General features: G+C 69.6%; 16 protein-coding genes. 12 read left to right on the top strand and 4 right to left on the bottom strand.

The annotated features are described in order from the left end of the window. Nucleotide 1: 1 nt before the first annotated feature. Entirely contained in the window at nucleotides 2–2371 is a 2370-nt protein-coding gene (locus ACE3OK_RS10790) for an ABC transporter permease (protein ID WP_374249546.1), read from the bottom strand. Between the two features lie 13 nt (nucleotides 2372–2384). After that, nucleotides 2385–3044 carry an ABC transporter ATP-binding protein gene (locus ACE3OK_RS10785; RefSeq protein WP_374249556.1) on the bottom strand — a complete coding sequence of 220 codons (660 nt, stop codon included), beginning with the start codon at nucleotides 3042–3044 and terminating at the stop codon, nucleotides 2385–2387. Nucleotides 3045–3287: 243 nt separating this feature from the next. On the opposite strand from ACE3OK_RS10785, the gene ACE3OK_RS10780 reads away from it, so the two are divergent. The 5 genes from ACE3OK_RS10780 (at nucleotide 3288) to ACE3OK_RS10760 (ending at nucleotide 7369) form a co-directional block, all read left to right on the top strand. Further along, nucleotides 3288–4004, top strand: coding sequence for a pseudouridine synthase (locus ACE3OK_RS10780; protein WP_374249545.1), 717 nt, complete (start codon nucleotides 3288–3290; stop codon nucleotides 4002–4004). A 162-nt stretch (nucleotides 4005–4166) separates the two neighbouring features. After that, the gene (locus tag ACE3OK_RS10775) at nucleotides 4167–5126 is read left to right on the top strand and encodes a cation diffusion facilitator family transporter (protein WP_374249544.1); all 960 of its coding nucleotides are present in this window, start codon (nucleotides 4167–4169) and stop codon (nucleotides 5124–5126) included. 66 nt (nucleotides 5127–5192) lie between these two features. Further along, entirely contained in the window at nucleotides 5193–6245 is a 1053-nt protein-coding gene (locus ACE3OK_RS10770) for an NAD(P)-dependent alcohol dehydrogenase (RefSeq protein ID WP_374249543.1), read from the top strand. Nucleotides 6246–6272: 27 nt separating this feature from the next. After that, complete coding sequence (locus ACE3OK_RS10765) at nucleotides 6273–6674, top strand: arsenate reductase ArsC (protein WP_374249542.1); 402 nt, start codon at nucleotides 6273–6275, stop codon at nucleotides 6672–6674. Then, entirely contained in the window at nucleotides 6674–7369 is a 696-nt protein-coding gene (locus ACE3OK_RS10760; protein ID WP_374249541.1) for an aquaporin, read from the top strand. The genes ACE3OK_RS10765 and ACE3OK_RS10760 overlap by 1 nt, the downstream gene beginning before the upstream one ends. A gap of 123 nt (nucleotides 7370–7492) precedes the next feature. On the opposite strand, the gene ACE3OK_RS10755 is transcribed toward ACE3OK_RS10760, so the two are convergent. Further along, a complete protein-coding gene (locus ACE3OK_RS10755; protein WP_374249540.1) occupies nucleotides 7493–8050 on the bottom strand; it encodes a DUF2059 domain-containing protein in 558 nt (185 codons plus the stop codon). Nucleotides 8051–8140: 90 nt separating this feature from the next. Between ACE3OK_RS10755 and arfB the strand changes: the two genes are divergently transcribed. The 7 genes from arfB (at nucleotide 8141) to ACE3OK_RS10720 (ending at nucleotide 16751) form a co-directional block, all read left to right on the top strand. Further along, nucleotides 8141–8554, top strand: a complete 414-nt coding sequence (gene arfB, locus ACE3OK_RS10750; protein WP_374249539.1) for an alternative ribosome rescue aminoacyl-tRNA hydrolase ArfB — start codon at nucleotides 8141–8143, stop codon at nucleotides 8552–8554. Between the two features lie 53 nt (nucleotides 8555–8607). Continuing rightward, on the top strand, nucleotides 8608–9171 hold the full coding sequence (locus ACE3OK_RS10745; RefSeq protein ID WP_374249538.1) for a lysophospholipid acyltransferase family protein: 564 nt from the start codon (nucleotides 8608–8610) through the stop codon (nucleotides 9169–9171). A 352-nt stretch (nucleotides 9172–9523) separates the two neighbouring features. After that, nucleotides 9524–10597, top strand: a complete 1074-nt coding sequence (locus ACE3OK_RS10740) for a HEAT repeat domain-containing protein (protein ID WP_374249537.1) — start codon at nucleotides 9524–9526, stop codon at nucleotides 10595–10597. Next, on the top strand, nucleotides 10594–12099 hold the full coding sequence (locus ACE3OK_RS10735; protein ID WP_374249536.1) for a glycosyltransferase family 2 protein: 1506 nt from the start codon (nucleotides 10594–10596) through the stop codon (nucleotides 12097–12099). Before ACE3OK_RS10740 ends, ACE3OK_RS10735 begins: the two co-directional genes overlap by 4 nt. Next, nucleotides 12096–13370 carry a YaiO family outer membrane beta-barrel protein gene (locus ACE3OK_RS10730; protein WP_374249535.1) on the top strand — a complete coding sequence of 425 codons (1275 nt, stop codon included), beginning with the start codon at nucleotides 12096–12098 and terminating at the stop codon, nucleotides 13368–13370. The genes ACE3OK_RS10735 and ACE3OK_RS10730 overlap by 4 nt, the downstream gene beginning before the upstream one ends. Before the next feature lie 11 nt (nucleotides 13371–13381). Then, nucleotides 13382–15748 carry an LTA synthase family protein gene (locus ACE3OK_RS10725; protein WP_374249534.1) on the top strand — a complete coding sequence of 789 codons (2367 nt, stop codon included), beginning with the start codon at nucleotides 13382–13384 and terminating at the stop codon, nucleotides 15746–15748. A 7-nt stretch (nucleotides 15749–15755) separates the two neighbouring features. Continuing rightward, on the top strand, nucleotides 15756–16751 hold the full coding sequence (locus tag ACE3OK_RS10720; protein ID WP_374249533.1) for a hypothetical protein: 996 nt from the start codon (nucleotides 15756–15758) through the stop codon (nucleotides 16749–16751). A 64-nt stretch (nucleotides 16752–16815) separates the two neighbouring features. Here ACE3OK_RS10720 and ACE3OK_RS10715 read toward each other — a convergent pair whose 3' ends face one another. Further along, entirely contained in the window at nucleotides 16816–19884 is a 3069-nt protein-coding gene (locus tag ACE3OK_RS10715; RefSeq protein WP_374249532.1) for a TonB-dependent receptor, read from the bottom strand. Nucleotides 19885–19898 lie beyond the last annotated feature (14 nt).

The following is a 19898-nucleotide window of genomic DNA, read 5'->3' as shown; positions in this document are numbered from 1 at the left end:
CTCACTCCCTCGTTTTAAGGACCGCGACCATGTCCAGCCGGTCGATCCGCCGCCGCACCACCAGCGCGCTGGCCAGGCCGGCGGCGACCACGGCCAGGCACGCCCAGGCGTAGGTGCGCGGCAGGATTGTCACCGGAAAGAAGAACTGGTCGCTGCGCAACAGGCCCACGATCAGGTGCACCAGCCCGTCGCCCGCCAGCATGCCCAGCGGCAGCGCCAGCGCGATCACCAGCGCCAGTTCGCCCAGCAGCAAGGCGGAGACCTCGGCGCGGGTGAAACCGAGCACGCGCAGGCTGGCCAGCTCCCAGCTGCGTTCGGCCAGCGCGATGCGGGCGTTGTTGTAGACCACGCCCACCGCGATGACCACCGCGAAGACGGTGAGGATCGTGCTCATCACGCGGATGTTGCGCGCGCTGATGTCCTGCATGTTGCGCCACAGGGTGGCCTTGCTGAAAGCACCGGCGATGCCGGGGGCCGCGCGCGCGGCGCGCAGGAAGCCGGCTTCGCCGCCGCGATCGAGGGCGACGGTGAACTGGTTGGCCACCTCGCCTTCGCCGAGCAGGTGGTTGAGGGCGTGGCGCTCGATGTAGGCGTTCAGGCCCATCATGCCGCGCACCGTGCCGGCCAGGGGCAGGATGCGGGATCGTCCATCGCCCTCCAGCACCTCCACCCGCACGGGATCGCCGACCTGCAGGTGCAGCTTGTCCGCCAGCCGGTCGGTCAGCAGCAGGCCATCCACTGGCGGGCGCCACTGCCCGCCATCGACGTCGATGATGCGGCGCAGGCTCGGTTCGGCCGCCGCCCCCTGCAGCGCCACCCGCTCGGTGCGGTGCCCGTTCGACAGGCGCACCACCACCTCGCGGCCCGGCTCCACCGCCACCGCGCCGGGCAGGCGCCCGATTTCGCGCCACGCATCGCCGGTCACCGGGCGCGGCGTCCACAGCGCGACGTCGCCGCGCATCTCCACCCGGAACTTGCTGTCCACCACCACCTCGATGGCATCGCGGAAGAAGTTGCCGGTCACCACCATCGCCACCGCTGCGACCACCCCCGCCAGCGACAGTCCGGCGCGCCACGGGTGGCGCTCCATGTTGCGCAGGATCATGCGCAGGGTCGGCGGCAGCCGGACCAGCCCCAACCGCTCCACCAGCGTTCGGCGGTAGCGGCCGGGGGCAGGCGGGTGCATCGCCGTGGCCGGCGGCATGCGCACGGTGGCAAGCACGGTATTCAGGCTGCCGGCCAGCGCCGCGACCAGCACGATGGCCACGCTGGCCGCCGCCAGCGACGGTGCCAGCACATGCTCCAGCACCGGGAAGCGGAAGAAGTCGGCGTACAGGCCCAGCAGCATCCGTCCCAGCCACTTGCCCAGCAGCAACCCGAGCGCGGCGCCGACGGCGACGATGGCCAGCACCAGCTTCAGGTAGTAGCCGCCGATCGCCCGGCCCGGGTAGCCCAGCGCCTTCAGCGCCGCGATCTGTTCGCGCTGCGCCGCGACCAGCCGGGAGACCACCACGTTGACCAGGAACGCCGCGACCAGCAGGAAGATCGATGGCAGCACCGTCCCCAGCACGTGTTGCTCGCGGATCTCGTTCTCCAGCATGGTGTGCGAGGGCTGGCTGGCGCGGCCGTGCGCTTCGCGCCCGCCGTAGCGGGCGATGACGCGTTCGACCGCGGCGATCACCGCCGGCTCCGCGGCACCGGGCGCGCGCTTGATCGCGATCCGGTTGAATGTCCCGCGCATGTCGTAGGCCGCTGCCAGGACGTCCCGGTCCACCCAGAACACGCCGAACCCGCGCATGTCCGGCATCCCGCCGAAGCCGGCGAAGATGTATTCCGGCGACAGCGCGATGCCGACGATGCGCAGCGACCTGTGCTTGCCGTTCACCAGCGCCTGCACCTGGTCGCCGGGGACAAGCCCATGCGCGCGGGCGAAGCCTTCCGACACCAACGCATCCACCGCGCCACCCGCATCCGCCGCCCCGCTGCCGGGCATGCGGCCGGTGCGCAGGCTGACCCGGTTCATCCGCTGCGGATGCACCGGGTCGAGGCCGACCAGATGCCCCAGCAGCGCATCGTCGCTCCCGGCCACGTCCACCCGCACCGTGTGCTCGACGGTGGTCTGCAGGTCGGCCACGCCCGGCAGGGCGCGCAGGCGCGTGGTCAGCGCATCCGGCGCGCGCTCCACCGCGGCGAACACGTCGGCGAAACGCGAGGTGGCGTAGTAGCCGTCGCGCGCCGCCGACAGCGACTCCACCGCGCTCAATGTGGCGACGAAGCCGGCCACGCCGCTGGCCACCACCAGCGCGATGGTCAGCGCCTGGCTCCACAGCAGGCGCAGGTCGCGGAGCAGCTTGCGGTCTAGCGCGCGCATCGGACTGTCCCCGTCACCACGCCAACTCCGATGGGTGCAGCTTGTGCGCGTTGGCGTCGATCCGCTGGATGCGCCCGTCGCCGAGGTGGATGACGCGGTCGGCCATCGCGGCGATCGCGGCGTTGTGGGTGATCACGATCGCCGTGGTGCCCAGCTCGCGGTTGGCCTTCTCGATGGTCTCCAGCACCAGCTTGCCGGTCTGGTAGTCGAGTGCGCCGGTCGGCTCGTCGCACAGCAGCACCGCAGGCCGCTTGACGATGGCGCGGGCGATCGCCACCCGCTGTTGCTCGCCGCCGGACAGCTGGGCGGGAAAGTGGTCGGCGCGGGCCGCCAGGCCCACCATCGCCACCGCGGCGTCCACCGGCATCGGCTCGGCGGCGGTGTCGGCCACCAGCTGCACGTTCTCGCGCACGGTCAAGCTGGGGATGAGGTTGTAGAACTGGAACACGAAGCCGACGTGGTCGCGGCGGAAGCGGGTGAGCGCCGCTTCGCCCGCGCCGTCGAGGCGATGGTCGCAGTAGGCAACCTCGCCGCTGCTGGGCGTATCCAGCCCGCCGAGGATGTTGAGCAGGGTGGACTTGCCGCTGCCGGAGGGGCCCAGCAGGACCACGAACTCGCCGCGGCGGATGTCCAGGTCGACATCGCGCAGCGCGGTGACCTGCACGTCGCCCATGCGGTAGACCTTGCCCAGCCCGCGCGCCCGGAATACCGGTTCCGCGCTGGTGGGAGGTAGCGAGCCTGCGGGTGTCTCGGACGCCATGGCCTGCCTCGTCGGGCGCCAGGCCGGGGCTGCGCGGCGCACCACGCGACTCTAGCCCCAGCGGTCGGTCGGCGGGAAGCCACTGGCGTGCATCGGGCATGCGGCGGCGGGCGATTGCCGGGACAATGTGCGTCCTCCCGCCGATGACCGCCGCCGATGCCCGATGCCCCCGCGTTGCCCGTCCTCTACCGCGACGACACGCTGGCCGTGGTCTGCAAGCCGGCCGGGCTGATGGTCCACGACAGCGCGCTGGCGCGCGGCGAAACCGACTTCGCGGCCGACCGCCTGCGCGAACAGTTCGGCCGGCCGATCTTCCTGGTGCATCGGCTGGATCGCGCCACCAGCGGCTGCCTGCTGCTGGCGTTCGACCGCGAGACCGCTTCCGCGCTGGGCAAGACACTGATGTCGCACGAGGTGGAGAAGGACTACTGGGCGATCTGCCGCGGCTGGCCGGCGGAGCCGGCGTTCGTGGTCGACCACGATCTGGACGGTGGCCCCGGCAAGCCGCTGAAGAAGCCGGCACAGACCGCCTTCGAGGTGCTGGCCACCTGCGAGCTGGCGTTGCCTTCGGCGGGCTTTCCCACTTCGCGCTACGCATGGTTGCGGGCCTCGCCGAAGACCGGCCGGTTCCGCCAGATCCGCCGCCACCTCAAGCACCTGTCGCATCACCTGATCGGCGACTCCAGCCACGGTGACGGCCGCCACAACCGCAGCTTCCGCAGCCTTGGCATCCATCGCATGCTGCTGCACGCGCGCCGGCTGGCGTTCACCCATCCGCATACCGGCGCGCGCATCGAGGCGCTGGCGCCGCCGGATGCGGAATTTTCGAAGGCGCTGGCGATGTTCACGCCGCCCGCGTCCCCTGCCTGCTGAACACCTGTGCACAGGCCTTGCGCTGTATCATCCCCGCCAACAGCGGGTGCATGTGCATGGCCTTCGTCGATTGCCCCGCGTCGACGCGGCCGGATTGCTGCAATTGTGTAACCGCCGCCGGCCCCGCTAAGGTGCCGGCGGCTGCCATCGTCGAGCTTGCCCATGGGCGCTGCCCACGACCATTCCCGCGACCATTCCCACGGTCACCACGGCCATGCCCACGGCGCGGTCGGGCACAGCCATGTGCCGGCGGTCATCCAGCATGAAAAGCCGCTGTGGTTGGCCTTCTGGCTGACGTTGCTGGTGCTGCTGGCGGAAATCTCCGGCGGACTGCTCAGCAACAGCCTAGCGCTGCTGTCGGATGCGGCGCACATGATGACCGACGTGGCCGCGCTGGGCATTTCGCTGTGCGCGGTGCGGATGAGCCAGCGCCCGGCCGATGCGCGACGCAGCTATGGCTATGCGCGGCTGGAGGCGATCGGGGCGCTGGTCAATTCCAGCCTGCTGTTGCTGGTGGCCGGCTACATCCTGTTCGAGGCAGTGCAGCGGTTCCGTGCCCCCGAGGCGGTGGCTTCCACCGGGATGCTGGTGGTGGCGGTGATCGGGCTGTTGGCGAACCTGCTGTCGATGAAACTGCTGGCCGCCGGTGCCGGCGAAAGCCTGAACGTCAAAGGCGCCTATCTGGAAGTGTGGAGCGACATGCTGGGCTCGCTGGGCGTGATCGCCGGTGGCGTGTTGATCCATTTCACCGGTTGGGCCTGGGTGGACCCGGTGGTGGCGGTGCTGCTGGGCCTGTGGGTGCTGCCGCGCACCTGGGGCTTGCTGAAGCAGGCCGCGCATGTGCTGATGCAGGGCGTGCCGGACGGGCTGGATGTGGATGCGGTGCGCGACGCGATGCTGGCGGTGCCCGGGGTGGCGGCCGTGCACGACCTGCATGTGTGGGCGCTGGGCTCGCGCGAGCCGATCCTCACCGCGCACGTGCTGCTGCGCGAAGGGACGACGGCCGATGCCGATGGCGTGCGCGCTGCGGTGGCGGCGCAGCTGCATGATCGATTCCACATCGACCACGCCACCTTGCAGGTGGAAACCCGGCACTGCGGCCACCGGACACTGCACGCCTGAGTGCAACCGCCTTGTCACGGCAAACGGTGTATCGTCCCGCTTCCCTGCCTGCCAAGAGACATCGCCATGACCACCCATGCCTTCGGTGCCCAGGCGGCCGACCAGCCGCTGGCGGCCCTCGACATCCAGCGGCGCACGCCGGGGCCGCGCGACGTGCAGATCGACATCGCCTATTGCGGGGTCTGCCATTCCGACCTGCACACCGTGCGCGGCGAGTGGCCGGGCACCTTGTACCCGTGCGTGCCGGGCCACGAGATCGTGGGCCACGTCAGCGCGGTGGGCGGCGATGTCACCGGCTTCAAGGCCGGCGACACCGTGGGCGTGGGTTGCCTGGTGGACAGCTGCCGGCAGTGCGCGTCCTGTCGCGAAGGGCTGGAGCAATTTTGCAGCACCGGGATGGTGGGCACCTACAACAGCCCCACCACGGATGCGCCGGGGCACACCTTGGGTGGTTATTCGCAGCGGATCGTGGTGGATCAGGACTTCGTCCTGCACGTACACCACCCGCAGGCGCAGTTGGCGGCGGTGGCACCGCTGCTGTGCGCCGGCATCACCACCTATTCCCCCTTGCGGCACTGGGGCGCGGGGCCGGGCAAGAAGGTCGGCATCGTCGGCATCGGCGGGTTGGGCCACATGGGCGTCAAACTGGCCCACGCGATGGGCGCGCAGGTGGTGGCCTTCACCACCAGCGAGTCCAAGCGTGAGGCGGCCCACGCGCTGGGCGCGGACGCGGTGGTGAACTCGCGCGACGCCGCACAGATGCGCGCGCACGCCGGCAGTTTCGATTTCATCCTCGATACCGTGGCGGCCCCGCACGTGCTGGACGCCTACACCGCCCTGCTCAAGCGCGACGGCACCTTGTGCCTGGTGGGCGCGCCGGCTTCGCCACACCCCAGCCCCAGCGTGATGGGCCTGATCTTCGGCCGCAAGGCGATTGCCGGCTCGTTGATCGGCGGCATCGCCGAAACCCAGGAAATGCTGGATTTCTGCGCACACCACGGGATCACCGCCGACATCGAAATGATCGACGCGCACGCCATCGACGCCGCCTACGAGCGCATGCTCAGGGGCGACGTGAAATACCGCTTCGTGATCGATTGCGCAACGCTGGGGGCGTGAGGCATGTCCGCTGCTCCGGTTGATGCCATGCATGCATCCACCCCCCGTCCGCGCGTGTTGTTCGTGTGCGTGGAAAATTCCAACCGCAGCCAGATGGCCGAGGCTTTCGCGCGGCTGCGCGGTGGCGGTCGCGTCGAGGCGGTCAGTGCCGGCTCGCGCCCGTCCGGGCAGATCAATCCGAAGGCGGTGCGCTGCATGGCCGAGCTGGGCTACGACCTGTCCGGCCATGCCTCCAAGTCGCTGGCCGACATCGAAGGTGCGTTCGATGCGGTGATCACCATGGGGTGCGGCGACGCCTGTCCGTGGGTACCGGCAGCACGCCGCGAGGATTGGGCATTGCCCGATCCGCGCGCGCTGGACGATACCGGCTACCGGGCGGTGCGCGACGAGATCGATGCCCGCGTGCAGCGCTTGCTGGAGACGCTGTGATGGCGCTGGGTCGGCGCTTGCTGGCCGAGGCGCTGGGTACCGCCGCGCTGCTGGCTACCGTGGTCGGTAGCGGCATCATGGGGATGACGCTCAGCGGCGGCGATGCCGGCCTGGCGCTGCTGGCCAATGCCGCCGCCACGGCGGCGATCCTGTACGTGCTGATTACCGTGCTGGGGCCGCTCTCGGGCGCGCATTTCAACCCGGTGGTGACGCTGGCCATGCGGCTGCGGGGCGCACTGACCACGCGCGAGGCGCTGGCGTACGTCGGCGTGCAGGTGCTGGCCGCGGTGGCCGGCGTGCTGCTGGCGCATGCGATGTTCGAGCAACCCCTGTTGCAGCCCGGCACCCACGTCCGCAGCGGGGCCGGGCAATGGCTGAGCGAGGCCGTGGCCACCTGCGGCCTGCTGCTGACCATCCTGCTGGGCCTGCGCCAGCGACCGGCGGCCATCCCGCTGCTGGTGGCCGGTTACATTTTCGCCGCGTACTGGTTCACCGCCAGTACCTCGTTCGCCAATCCGGCGGTGACCCTGGCACGGGCGTTGACGCAGACGTTTGCCGGCATCCGCCCCGCGGATACGGGGGGATTCGTGCTGGCGCAGTTGGCCGGCATGCTGCTGGCGCTGGGGCTGGAGCGCGGCCTTGCGGTGGCGTCCGCGGCACCCGCCGCCACCTCAAGCCCCTCGCGTACCACTTGATCGGCGTCCCGGCCACGGCGGCGGCCACCACCGCCGCAGCTTCCGCGTGCCGGGCATCCTCGCGTGCGGCTGCACGTGCGCCGGCTGGCGTTCACCCACCCGCGCCGCGGCGCGCGCAGCGCGTCACGGCTTCGCGCCGGGGCTGGCCGGGGGCGGGGTGCGGGTGTCGGCGCGGGTTTCCTGCTCCACCATGGTCTTGACCTCGGCCATCGCCGCCAGGGCGATCGGCTGGATTTCCTGCATGGTCAGCGCCATCGCCTGCGGGGATTTCTTCAGGATCGAGGTACCTTCCGGGCTGGAATAGAACGCGGTCATCGCCAGCACTTCCTGCTTGCTGAACACCTGCGCATAGACCTTGCGCACCACCGGCTCCAGCGCGGACCACGCCATGTGCTTCTGCAGGATGACATGGGTCTTGTCGAGGACCGCCTGCATGCGCGCCCTGTCGGCCTCGGTCATGTCCTTGGCGAAGGACTGCGCCACCAGGTTGCCCTGCGCGTCGACCATCTGCTGCATCATCCCCGCCATCATCGATTGCATGTCCATGGCCTTCAGCAATCGATCCAGGTCGGCATCGCTGGCGGCCTGCATGGTGGCCTGCGCAGGTACTGCCTGCGGTTGGGCGGCAACTGCGGGGGTGAGGGTGCACAGCAAGGCAAGCGAGAGGACAAAGCGGCGCATGGGCGGCTCCGGCAAAAGGTGCGGCATGTTCGCAACCGCGCAGGGGGGGATGCAACTGTGCGGCGATCGGACTCGATTAGACTGGTGTGCATGCAGGTCGGGGCCCTTCACATCGCCGATGACGAACTGGTCGAACGCTTCGTGCGGGCGTCGGGGCCGGGTGGACAGAACGTCAACAAGGTGGCCACCGCGGTGGAGCTGCGCTTCGATGTCGCCGGATCGCCATCCCTGCCCGAGGCCGTGCGCGCGCGGCTGTTGGCCCGGCGCGACCGGCGCATGACCGCCGAAGGCGTGCTGGTGCTGTCGGCGCAGCGCTTCCGCACCCAGGAGCGCAACCGCGAGGATGCGCGCGTGCGGTTGGCTGCGTTCATCGAAGGCGGCTTGCAGGCCCCCAGGCCGCGCGTGGCCACCAAGCCCTCGCGCGCATCGAAAGAGCGCCGTCTGGGTGAGAAGCGCGGGCGTGCGAGCATCAAGCAGGGGCGCAGCGGGCGGGGGTGGGATTGAACGACGCAACGCAACAGGGGGCAGTACCGGCATTGCCCGCATGCGCGCCGCGCATGCCGCGCAATCGTGTCATGCAGGGCTTGGGGCGCATCGTGCTGCGGTTGGGCGGCTGGCGCATGGTGGGTGCCTTTCCGGATGTACCCAAGGCGGTGCTGATTGCCGCCCCGCATTCGTCCAACTGGGATGGCGTGTGGGGGATCGCCGCCAAGCTGGCGCTGGGCATCCGGCTGTCCATCCTGGGCAAGCACAGCCTGTTCAAGATTCCGCTGATGGGGCCGCTGCTGCGCTGGCAGGGGGTGATTCCGGTCAACCGCAAAGCCCCGCAGGGGGTAGTGGAACAGGCGGCGGCGGCGATGCGCGGGCGTGCGTGCATCTGGTACGCGATGGCCCCGGAAGGCACCCGCACGCAGGTGGCGCAGTGGAAGCCGGGTTTCTGGCGGATCGCCCGTGCGGCCGACGTGCCGGTGCTGGCGGTGGCGTTCGATTACCCCAGCCGCAGGCTGGTCATTGGCCCGGCTTTCGCGCTGACCGACGACATGGCGGCCGACATCGCCCGCATCCAGCGCTGGTATGCGCCGTTCAAGGGCCGCTGGCACGATGTGACCCAATCCGGCTGATCCGTCCAGCCGATCCTGTCGCGATGCGGCGGCAACTGACGCGTGGCGTCAATCCGGGCGGGCCGTAAAGCCCTTGCGGGCGGTCGTGGTGGCGGCGGCAAGGTTTGGCATGCGAATTGCGTCTCAATTCCGGCGCGGCCTCGGCTGCGGGGCCGGTGCCTGCGCGCCCCCCCCGTCCCAGGTCCGCCTCGCTGCCGCCGGCCATGGTCGCGCGGCAACGGGGGTTGCATCACCGGCAAGGAGGACGTTTGCGATTTTTCAAGCACCCGGCGGGAACCCGGAGGCAGCGGCTGCGGAAGCGGCGGCTGGCGGCGTGTCCGCGTGCGTGGATGACACTGGCAAGGAGCCCTTCGTGAACGTGTTCGAGTTGCTGTACAGCGACGACCCGCAGGTGGTGTTCGCGTTCTGGGTGGGGCTGAGCGTCACCGTGACGGCGGTGGTGCTGCTGGCGGCCATCATCGTGTTGCGCAAGCTGGCGCTGCGGCGCGAGCGCAACCACCTGCGCGCCACCCGACGCTGGAAGCAGGTGCTGGGCGAGGCGATGCGGGCGGCGCCGGTCGCCGTGCCGTCGTTGCCGGATCGCGACATGAGTGGCTTCGTCGATGCCTGGAACGAACTGCACGAAGCCCCGGGCGGCAGCGACAACTCCGGCATGTTGCAGTTGGCATGGGAGGTGGGGTTGGCCCCGAAGCTGGAGAAGATGGCGGCGCACGGCAACTTCCACGACCGGGTCATGGCCATCATCGCGTTGGGCCACCTGCGCAGCGCCAGCAGTTTCGAGCGCATCCAGGGCCTGATCGACGACCCCAGCCCGATCATCTCGATCAGCGCCGCGCGGGCGTTGATGCGGATCGACCCCGTGCGCGCGGTGCAGCGGGTGGTGCCGCAGATCGTGGCGCGCCAGGATTGGGTGGACGGCGGCATCGCGCAGTTCCTCAACGAGGCCGGGCCGGAGGTGGTGCGGCGGGAATTGAGTAGCGCCACCCTGCGCGCCAACGACGACGTGGCACCGCGGATGGTGCGTTTCCTCGCCGGGGTCAGCCCGGAGGCGGCGGCGCCGGTGCTGCGCCGGATCCTGGCCGAGCCGCACGACGAACACCTGGTGTCCACCTGCCTGCAAGTGGTGGCGGACCCGGCCGACATCGACAAGGTGCGGCCGCTGCTCGCGCATGAACGCTGGCACGTGCGCATGCATGCGGCGGTGGCCATCGGCCGGTTGGGCGGGCCGGGGGACATCGCGGTGCTGTTGCCGTTGCTGGCCGATGCCCAGTGGTGGGTGCGCTACCGCACCGCGCAGGCGCTGCAACAGTTGTGCGGGGGCGACAGTGCCCGCCTGGCGCAGTTGCGCGAAGGGCAGCCGGACCGTTTTGCCCGCGACATCCTCACCCAGGTCATGGCGGAGCAGGCATTGGCGGCGGCGGCATGAACGCCGACATCAGCCCCGGGCTGGCGCATGCACTGGAAGGGCTGCAATGGGCCTTCCTGCTGTACTTCGTCTGCATCAACGTGGTCTATCTGGCGCTGAACTTCATCGCCATGTTCGCCATCCTGCGCTATACCCGCGAACATGGCGCCAGCTTCCGCGTGCGCAATTTTTCCGACTACCAGCCGCCGGTCAGCATCCTGGTCCCGGCCCACAACGAAGCCCGCACCATCGTCGCCACGGTGCATTCGCTGCTGCGCCTGAGTTACCCGAATTTCGAAGTGGTGGTGGTCAATGACGGCTCCACCGACGAGACCCTGCCGGTGGTGGTGGACACGTTCGGGCTGGTGGAATTCCCCGAGGCCTACCGCAGCCGCCTGCACACCGAGCCGGTGAAGCGGATCTTCGCATCGCCGCAGCACGGCCGCGTGCGGCTGGTGGACAAGGTCAATGGCGGCAAGGCGGATGCATTGAACGCCGGCATCAACACCGCCCGCTATCCGTTGTTCTGCGTGGTCGACGCCGACTGCATCCTGCAGCCGGACAGCCTGGCGCGGGTGGTGCAGCCGTTCCTGGAGGACGCGTCCATGATCGCCACCGGTGGGGTGATCCGCATCGTCAACGGCTGCAAGGTCAAGGACGGGCTGCTTTCGGAAGTGGACCTGTCCGACCGCGTGTTGCCGCTGGTGCAGACGATGGAGTACCTGCGCGCGTTCCTGTTCGGGCGGCTGGGCTGGTCGCCGATCAACGCGCTGCTGATCATCTCCGGCGCATTCGGCGTGTTCTACAAGGAACGCGTGATCGCGGCGGGCGGCTACAAGGGCGACCTGGTGGGCGAGGACATGGAGATGGTGGTGCGGCTGCACAACCGCATGCGCGAGGAGAAGCGGCCGTACAAGATCGCTTTCGTGCCCGACCCGATCTGCTGGACCGAGGTGCCGGCCGACTTGCGTTCGCTGTTCAACCAGCGGGTGCGCTGGCAGCAGGGCCTGGCGGAAAGCCTGTTCGGCAATTGGCGACTGATGTTCCGCCGCAACGGCGGCGCGGTCGGCTGGGTGGCGTATCCGTTCATGCTGCTGTTCGAATGCCTGGGGCCGGTGGTGGAAGTGCTGGGCTATGCCTCGGTGGTCATCCTCGGGTTGGCCGGGATGCTGTCGATGCAGGCATTCTTCGTGTTCCTGTTTGCTTCGGTGGGGCTGGGCGTGCTGCTGTCGGTCAATGCGATGATGCTGGAGGAAATTTCCTTCCATCTGTATCCGCGCCCGGGCCAGCAGCTCAAATTGTTCGTGGTGGCCGTGCTGGAAAACTTCGGCTATCGCCAGTTGACCTCGCTGTTCCGGGTGGTGGGCCTGCTGCGTTGGCTGCTCAAGTTGCGGCGGCGTTCCGGCTGGGGCCACATGCGCCGCCACGGCGATTGGGACGAAAGCGGGCCCGGACAGGCCGGCGCCCGCCCTGGGCCGGTGGCCCCGGAGTGTTTGCACCCCATGCCAAGGACGAATCCATGAGTGTGTTGTACCCCTTGTTGCTGCAGGCGGCGCTGCTGGGCACGCCGGCCACCGCCGCCGCATTGCCGGCACCGGCCGCACGGCCGGCCGAAGACTTCGACACCCGCTTGCGCCTTGCCCGCGACCTGGCCACCTCCGGTGACCCGGCGCAACGGGCGCAGGCGCTGGCCCTGTATGACGCGATGCTGCTGGAATCGCCGGGCAACAGCGACGTGCTGCTTGCACGCGGCCGCACGCAAGCCTGGATGGGCCGCCATGCCGAAGCCGAACACGACCTGCGCGCGGTGGTGGTGGCCAAGCCCGGCTACGCCGATGCGTGGTCGGCGCTGGGCGATCTCTACCTGTGGAGCGATCGCCCGCGGCAGGCGGTGGACGCTTATGCGGCGTGGGTGGCGCTGGCACCCGATGCGCCGGCACCGCTGATCGCCCGCGGCCGCGCCTACCGCGCCGCCGGTGACAGCGCGGCTGCCCGCGCCGATTTCACGGCCGCCGGCAGCCGCGGTGCCGATCCCGGCGACGTGGCGGGCCTGCTGGCGTCCACCCAACCGCAGCAGGCGGTTGCCGATGCCATGCGCGAGGATGGCTACCGCTGGCAGTTGCGTGCCGGGCTCGACTACACCGGCTTCAACCGCGGCCGCGATGCCTGGACCGATACCAGTGTCTCGCTGCGGCGCAAGTTCACGCGCGGCTCGCTGGCGCTGGAGGGATTGCAGGCCGACCACTTCCGCCAGCGGGATATGGCGTGGGCGCTGGACGGTTACGTGTCCCTGTGGAACCGCGCCTACGCCAATGCGCGCTATCAGCGCGGTCCTGCCAGCGGCATCCTGGCGCGCAACGCATGGCGCGTGGAGCTGTTCCAGGGGGCAGGCAGCGGCTGGGAGCTGTCGGCCAGCAGCGACCACCTGCAATTCGGTACTGGCACGACGTTTTACGGCGTCGGCATCGGCCGTTACGTCGGCAACTGGTATGCGCGCTACAAGTTGCAGCACGTGCCGGGCGTGGGGGCGGGCAGCTGGAGCCATCGCGGGGTGCTGCGCAATTACTACCGCGGCAATGCCGACGATTACCTCGAAGTCAGCGCCGGCCATGGCCGCAGCGTTGATCTCGATCGCAGCGGCGCGCTGGTGCGCAACAGCAATGCCTGGCTGGGCGTGAGCTGGGTGCGGTACGTCCAGCGCAACTGGGGCGTCAAGCTGGGCCTGGGTTATGCCGACGATGCCGATGGCATCCACGAGCACCAGCTGTCCGTCGCGTTGTATCGACGCTGGTGAGGCGGGATAACGTGCCCCGGCCCGCCACTGACGGGCGTGACAGCATCGCTGCGCGCCTGCTGGCGTGGTTGCCGGCGTTGTTGTTGGCGCAGCTGGTGCTGGCGCTGTGGTGGACGACGCGTGCGCTGCCGGCCGCCGCCCCGGTGCTGCCGGTACTGGCCTTGGCGCTGGGCGGCCAGATGTTGTTCCTGCTGCGCGCGCTGCCGCTGCTGTGCCTGCTCGCCTGGCTGCTGGCCGGGTTGCGCTCGCGGCGCGCCGCACGGCTGGCCGTGGCCTTGTCGTGGTCGGCGTTCCTGCTGTGGCAGGCGCTGCTGGAGCAGTATTTCCTGACCGCCGGGGTGCCGCTGGGTGCCGACCTGTTCGGGTACAGCCTCACCGAGATCCGCACCACGCTGGGGGGCGCGGGTGCGGACATCGGCGTGGCCGGTGCCATTGGCCTGGTGTTGCCGCTGTTGGTGTTGTGGGGCGCATTGGCCTGGCGCGCGCGCCGCCCGCTGCCCGCCACCTCCGGCGTGCTGGCCGGCCTGCTGCTGGCCGCCGTTGCCAGTTGGGCATTGCCGCTGGCTCCCGGTGTGCGCGTGCTGGCGGGCGAGGCGGCGCGCGCGGTGGCCACCAGCAAGGGTGCTTACTTCGTCGCCGACAGCCTGCGCTGGTGGCGGGCCGATGCGGTACCGGCCGGCTCCGCGCATGCCGCCACCCGGGATGCGGGTGCGGTGGCCGCCGACCCGGCCTATCCCTTCCTGCATCCCGATGCCACGCCGGACGCACTGGGCCCCTACTTTGGCCCCACCCGCGATGGCCGCCCGCCGAACGTGGTGGTGATCGTGGTCGAAGGGCTGGGGCGGTCGTTCTCCGGGCCGGATGCGGCGCTCGGCAGCTTCACCCCGTTCCTTGACGCGCTGGCGGCGCGCAGCCTGTATTTCGACAATTTCCTGGCCAACCAGGGGCGCACCTTCGGCGTGCTGCCGTCGCTGTTCGCGTCCCTGCCGATGGGCGAGCAGGGCTTCACCGGGCTGGGTGCGGCAATGCCGGCGCACGCAGGGCTGTTCAACATCCTGCAACGGCAGGGCTACCACGCCGCGTTCTACAGCGGCACCGATGCCGGCTTCGACGACGAACGCACGTTCCTGCAACGGCAAGGGGTGCGGGAGGTCGTTGATCTGGGTGCCTTCGGCCCCGGTTACCAGCGCAATCCTTTCAGCGAGTGGGGCTACCCAGACCACGAACTGGTCTCGCGGGTACTGGCCGACAGCGCGCGCTTGCAGGTGCCCTTCGTGCTGGGCGTGCAGACGATCAGCATGCACACCAACTACCGCTTCCCCGGCCAGCAGGCCTGGCGGGCACGGCTGGAGCCACGCATGCAGGCGCTGGGCATGCCCGCGCAGCGGCGCGCGCAGGTCCGGGAACAAGCCGACATCTACAGCGCCATCCTGTACACCGACGACCAGTTGCGGCGCTATTTCGAGGCCGTCGCCAGCGCACCGTGGTATGCCGACACCATTTTCGTCGTCACCGGCGATCATCGCCTGCCGGAAATCCCGATGGATACCCACATCGAGCGCTACCACGTGCCGCTGCTGGTGTTCTCGCCATTGCTGCGGCAGCCGGCACGGGTGCGTGCGGTGTCGTCGCACCTCGACGTGACGCCTTCGCTGCTGGCCCTGCTGGCGCACACCTATGGCTTGCAACGGCCGGAACAGGTGGCGTGGACCGGCACCGGCCTGGACATGGCGGGCGGGTTCCGCAGCGGCGGCGAATTCCCGCTGAAGCAGACCAAGACCAGCGCGCTGGATTTCGTGTCCGGGCGCTGGTTCCTGCACGACGGCCGTTTGTTCGAGTTGCAGGACGGCATTCGTGCGGCGGAGGTCGAAGACCCGGCCGTGCGCGCGCAGGTGGTGGCGCGGCTGCGCGCCTACCAGACGGCCAACGCCACGTTCCTGCGCGACCGGCGGCTGTCACCGGAAGGGGCCACCCCGCGCCTGGTGGCCTACCGGGCAGCGCCGGTGACGGTGGCGCGCGCCGGGGCCGTCACCGCGCAGGCGGCGGGCGTGAGCGTGGAGGCGCTGGCGCTGACGCCGGCAAGCGATGGCATCCGGCTGCTGGTCACCTTCGCCAATGGTGATGCGGCAGGCTCCCGGCCATTCGTGCCGCTGGCGGTGTTGTCGGCGGAGGATGGGCGCGAACTGGACGAAGGGTATGGCGCGGCCGTGCAACTGGGCCCGCATGCACACCGCGAGGTGCGCCTGCACCTGCCGCGGCCGTCGGCACCGGGGCGCTATTTCGTGTCCGTGCGCCCCTGGGACCCGGACACCGGCAAGCCGGTCGGGCGCGGGCGCTATCACGTGCCGCTGGATGTCCAGGGGCCCGCCTCGCCATGAGGATGCCGTGAGGACGCGCTGGGCGCGGGTGCTGCAACTGGCCGTGCTGTTGGCGTTGGCACCGGGCGCCGGGGCATGGACGCCGGCACCCGCACCCGCATCTGTGGCAATACCCGCCGCCACGCCTGCGCCACGCGCGGTGTGGACGTGGGAAGCGCCAACCGGGGCGATGCTGGCGTCACCGCAGGTGGCCGCCGAGGCGTTGGCGTTCCTGCGGGCAAGGCGCATCGGCATCGTCTACCTGTATGCCGACGCCTTCGCGGGGCGCAACCTGATCGTGCAGCAGCCGCACCGCTACCGCGATTTCATCCGCGCTGCCCACGCGAACGGCATCCAGGTGTATGCCCTGCTGGGCTCCTGGTACCTGCACACCGAACGCTATGTGTTGCCGCGGCACCAGCGCAAGGCGGTGGCGATGCTGCGGCGGGTGCTGGATTACAACGCCGCCGCGGCACCGGGCGAGCGCTTCGACGGCGTGAACTACGACATCGAGCCGCACCTGCTGGACGCATGGGAGGATGCCACCCGCCCGCGCCTGCTGCGCGGCTTCCTCGACATGACCGCGGCGATGATGGCGGCCAAACGCGCCTCGGGGCAGGCGCTGCCCATCGGCCCGGCGATGCCGTTCTGGTGGGACGGCATCCCGCTGGAATGGCGCGGCGCGCGCAAGCCGGTCAGCGAGCACGTCGCCGACCTCACCGATTACGTGGCGCTGATGGACTACCGCAACCATGCCGAGGGGCGCGATTCGATCCTCTCGCATGCGCAGGACGAGCTGGCTTACGCCGATCGGGTTGGCAAGCGGGTGGTGATCGGGCTGGAATTCAATCCCGGCGGGCTGGCGAAGCTCAGCTTCCACGGCATCGGCGAAGCCGCGTTCGAGGTCGAGGCCGGCAAGGTGGAAGCCGCCCTGCGCACGCATCCGGCATTCTCCGGTTTCGCGTTCCACCACTACGAAGGTTATCGCCGCTTCGTCGGCGCTCCCGTGCCCGCGGCGGACTGAGCGCGCAAAAAAAGCCCCGGCCGGGCCGGGGCAACAAGGGGTGCCTTGCGCGCGCAGCGTCCGGTCAGTCCAGCGCCTTGCCTCCGAACTTGTAGGTCAACTGCACGAAGAAGCTGCGGCCGAAGCTGTCGAACCACGAGGTGTCGTAGTACGGGTAGGCCGACCAGGTGGCATCGCGTGGCGGCATCTTGTCCAGCAGGTTGTTGACCGTCAGCGCGACGCGGAAGTGGTTGCTGATGTCGTAGCGTGCGCCGGCATTGAAGCGCCAGGTGGCCGGCGTCCACGCATCGTTGGCGTAGTTGGCCACGCGCCCGAGGTAGTTGCCGAACAGGCTGGCACCCCAGGCGCCCTGGTCCCAGGTCACGCCCAGGTTGGCCTTGCGGCCGGGCAGGGTGGTGTCGGCAAAGCCCACGTCCAGCATGTCTTCGGTGGGGTCGCCCGGATACAGTTGGCGGGTGTGGCGACGGGTCCAGTTGTAATTGCCGGTGAAGCGGAAATCGCCGGCCATCGCCGTTTGCAGGCGATAGTTGGCGGTGACGTCGATGCCCGAGGTTTGCTCCTGGGCGATGTTGATCGGGCCGAAGTGCACGCTGGTGATGTCACCGTTGGCATCCCGGATGACGCGGGCCAGCGCATCCACGCAGGAGGGCGAGTGGATGTCCACGCTGGCGCCGGACTCGGTGGTGCCGAGGCGGCAGTTGGCTTCGGTGATGCGCAGAAGTTCGCGGTCCTGCGTCTGCACCTGGTTGCTCACGCGGATCTTGTAGTAGTCCAGGGCGATGTCGAAATTGGACGACGGCGACCACACCAGGCCCATGGTGGCGGACCGGCTGGTTTCCACTTCCAGGTTGCGGTTGCCGGCGTACACGTCGCGGGTGTTGATGTCCCAGCTGCCGTCGTCGTAGCAGTCGGCATTGCCGTAGCCGGGCTCGTCGGTGCGGCAATGGAAATAGTCGGTGGAGACCTTGCGGTAGTAATCATTCCCGGCGAACAGGTAATGCATGTCGGGCGCGCGGAAGCCGGTGCCGTAGGAGCCGCGCACCAGCAGCGTGTCCAGCGGACGCCATTCCAGGCCGGCGCTGTAGGTGAACTTGGACGGGTGCTTGCCGTCGTAGCCGTAGCGGTCGTAGCGGCCGGCCACGCTGGCCTGCAACGTGGACAGCAGCGGCAGGCGCAGTTCGCCGGCGGCACTCCAGCGGCCGCGATGGCCGCTGCCGTCGCCGTAGCGGGGGCCGAAGTAGGCGGTGTCGGTCAGCGCCAGCGGGTCCGGGTTGATGCGATAGGACTGCCTGCCGTATTCGATCACGCCGGCGAAACCGGCATCGCCGGCCGGCAGCGTGAACAGGGCGGGGGTGTCGAAGGTGAGGCTGAGATTGTCGTTGGCCGCCTTGGGGCGGAAGGTGGACATCGCCGCGATCGAGGCGAATTCGGCGGTGGTCAATGGCTTGAACAGGCGCGCGGGGTCCGGCGCGTAGATCGCGTAGCCGTCGTCGTCATAGCCCAGCCGCTGGCCCAGGAACAGCGTGTTGGCGGCATCCTGCCGGATGCGCGGCATGCTCACGTCGGCCTTGTACTGGGAATGGTTGTAGGCCGCCTCCCAGCCCCAGTTGCCGCCCCAGCTGCCCTTGAAGCCGGTGGTGATGGCGAAGGTCTTCTCGGTGGTGACGTTCATGCGGCTGGCCAGGCTGCCCGCTTCTTCGGGCGTGAACTGGCGCTGCCAGACTTCGTAGCGGTCGGTATTGGCGTTGTAGAAGATGTTGTCGTCGGTGTCCGCCGAGTTCGGGTCCTGGAACGCCCAGCCCATGCCGTCACTGGCCATGTTGCCCACGCTCGAGGTCAGCACGTTGCCGTTGGTGCCGCTGTACAACTTGACCTTCTGGTAGCCGATCTGGGTGTCGGCGAACCAGCTCAGGGTGTCGGAGATGCGGTATTCGAACGAGCCATACGCGGTGGCACCGCGGCGTTCGTTCTGGATGGTGCGATAGGCAATGGCGCGGGAGCTGCCGCAATACAGCCGGCCACGGGTGTCGGTGGCCTGCACGGTGGTGCCGTCGTTCAGCCCGGCCATCGCCGCGCAGCCGTCGGTGGGGGCGCTTTTGTTGATCATCGCGATCAGGCGCGGCAGCTGGCTGCGTGCGCTGGGGCCATCGAGGGTGGAGTCCTGGATGCCGCGCTCGAAGCCCCACAGCGGCTTCTTGTCGATCAGTTCCAGGCCGACCACGCCGGTGAGGTTGCCGTGCTCGAATCCGCTGGAGATGGTCAGGTCGTGCGACGCGCCGCCGCCATGGCTGGTGTCGCCGTAGCGGTAGTCGAGGGTGGTGCCGTCGGCGGTCTTCTTCAGGATGAAGTTGATGACGCCGGCCATCGCGTCGGAGCCGTACACGGCCGAGGCGCTGCCGGTCAGCACTTCGATGCGCTCGATCATGCCCAGCGGGATGTTGCCGATGTCGGTGAAATTGCTCTTGCCGCCCAGCGGCAGCGGGAAGTCGGCGATGCGGCGGCCGTTGACCAGCACCAGGGTGTGGTTGGGGCCGAGGCCGCGCAGGTCCACCGCCTGCGCGCCGGGGGTGGTCTGGGCACCGAAGGTGTTCTGCTGGCCCTGCACGCTGCCGCTGCTCTGGCTGAGTGAACGCAACACCTCGGGCACGCTGGTGAAACCGGCGGCCTTGATCTGTTCGGCGCTGACCACGGTGATCGGTGCCGGGCCCTCCACCTGCGCGCGCGGGATGCGCGAGCCGGTCACCTGCACCGCCTCCATGTTGGTCACCGGGCTGTCGCTGGCGGCCTGCGCCGGCTTGGCGGCGGGGCGCGCAGGTGCGGCGGGCTTGGTGGCGGGCACGATCAACACCGCGCCGGAGGGGTCGCGCTGGGCGCGGAAGCCGCTGCCCTTGAGCAGCGCGTCCAGCGCCTGCGGCGAGGCGGCTTGCCCGTTCAGGCCCTTGCTGCTGGCGCCCTTGAGCTGGTCGGCGCGGTACACCAGCTGGGTGCCGGACTGGCGGGCATAGGCATCCAGCGCGCCGGCGAGGTCGCCGGCGGGAATGTCGATGCGGGGGGCGGTCTGCGCCTGCGCGGCAAGCGCGGTGGAGCAGGCCAGTGCAAGCAGCACGAGGCGAAGCGGGCGGAGCGATGTCATGGCGATGGTTCCCC

It is taken from the genome of Thermomonas sp. (assembly GCF_041905325.1).
Taxonomy (GTDB): domain Bacteria; phylum Pseudomonadota; class Gammaproteobacteria; order Xanthomonadales; family Xanthomonadaceae; genus Thermomonas.
Note: the sequence above shows the minus strand (reverse complement) of the source record. Positions and strands in the feature narration are given on the sequence as shown.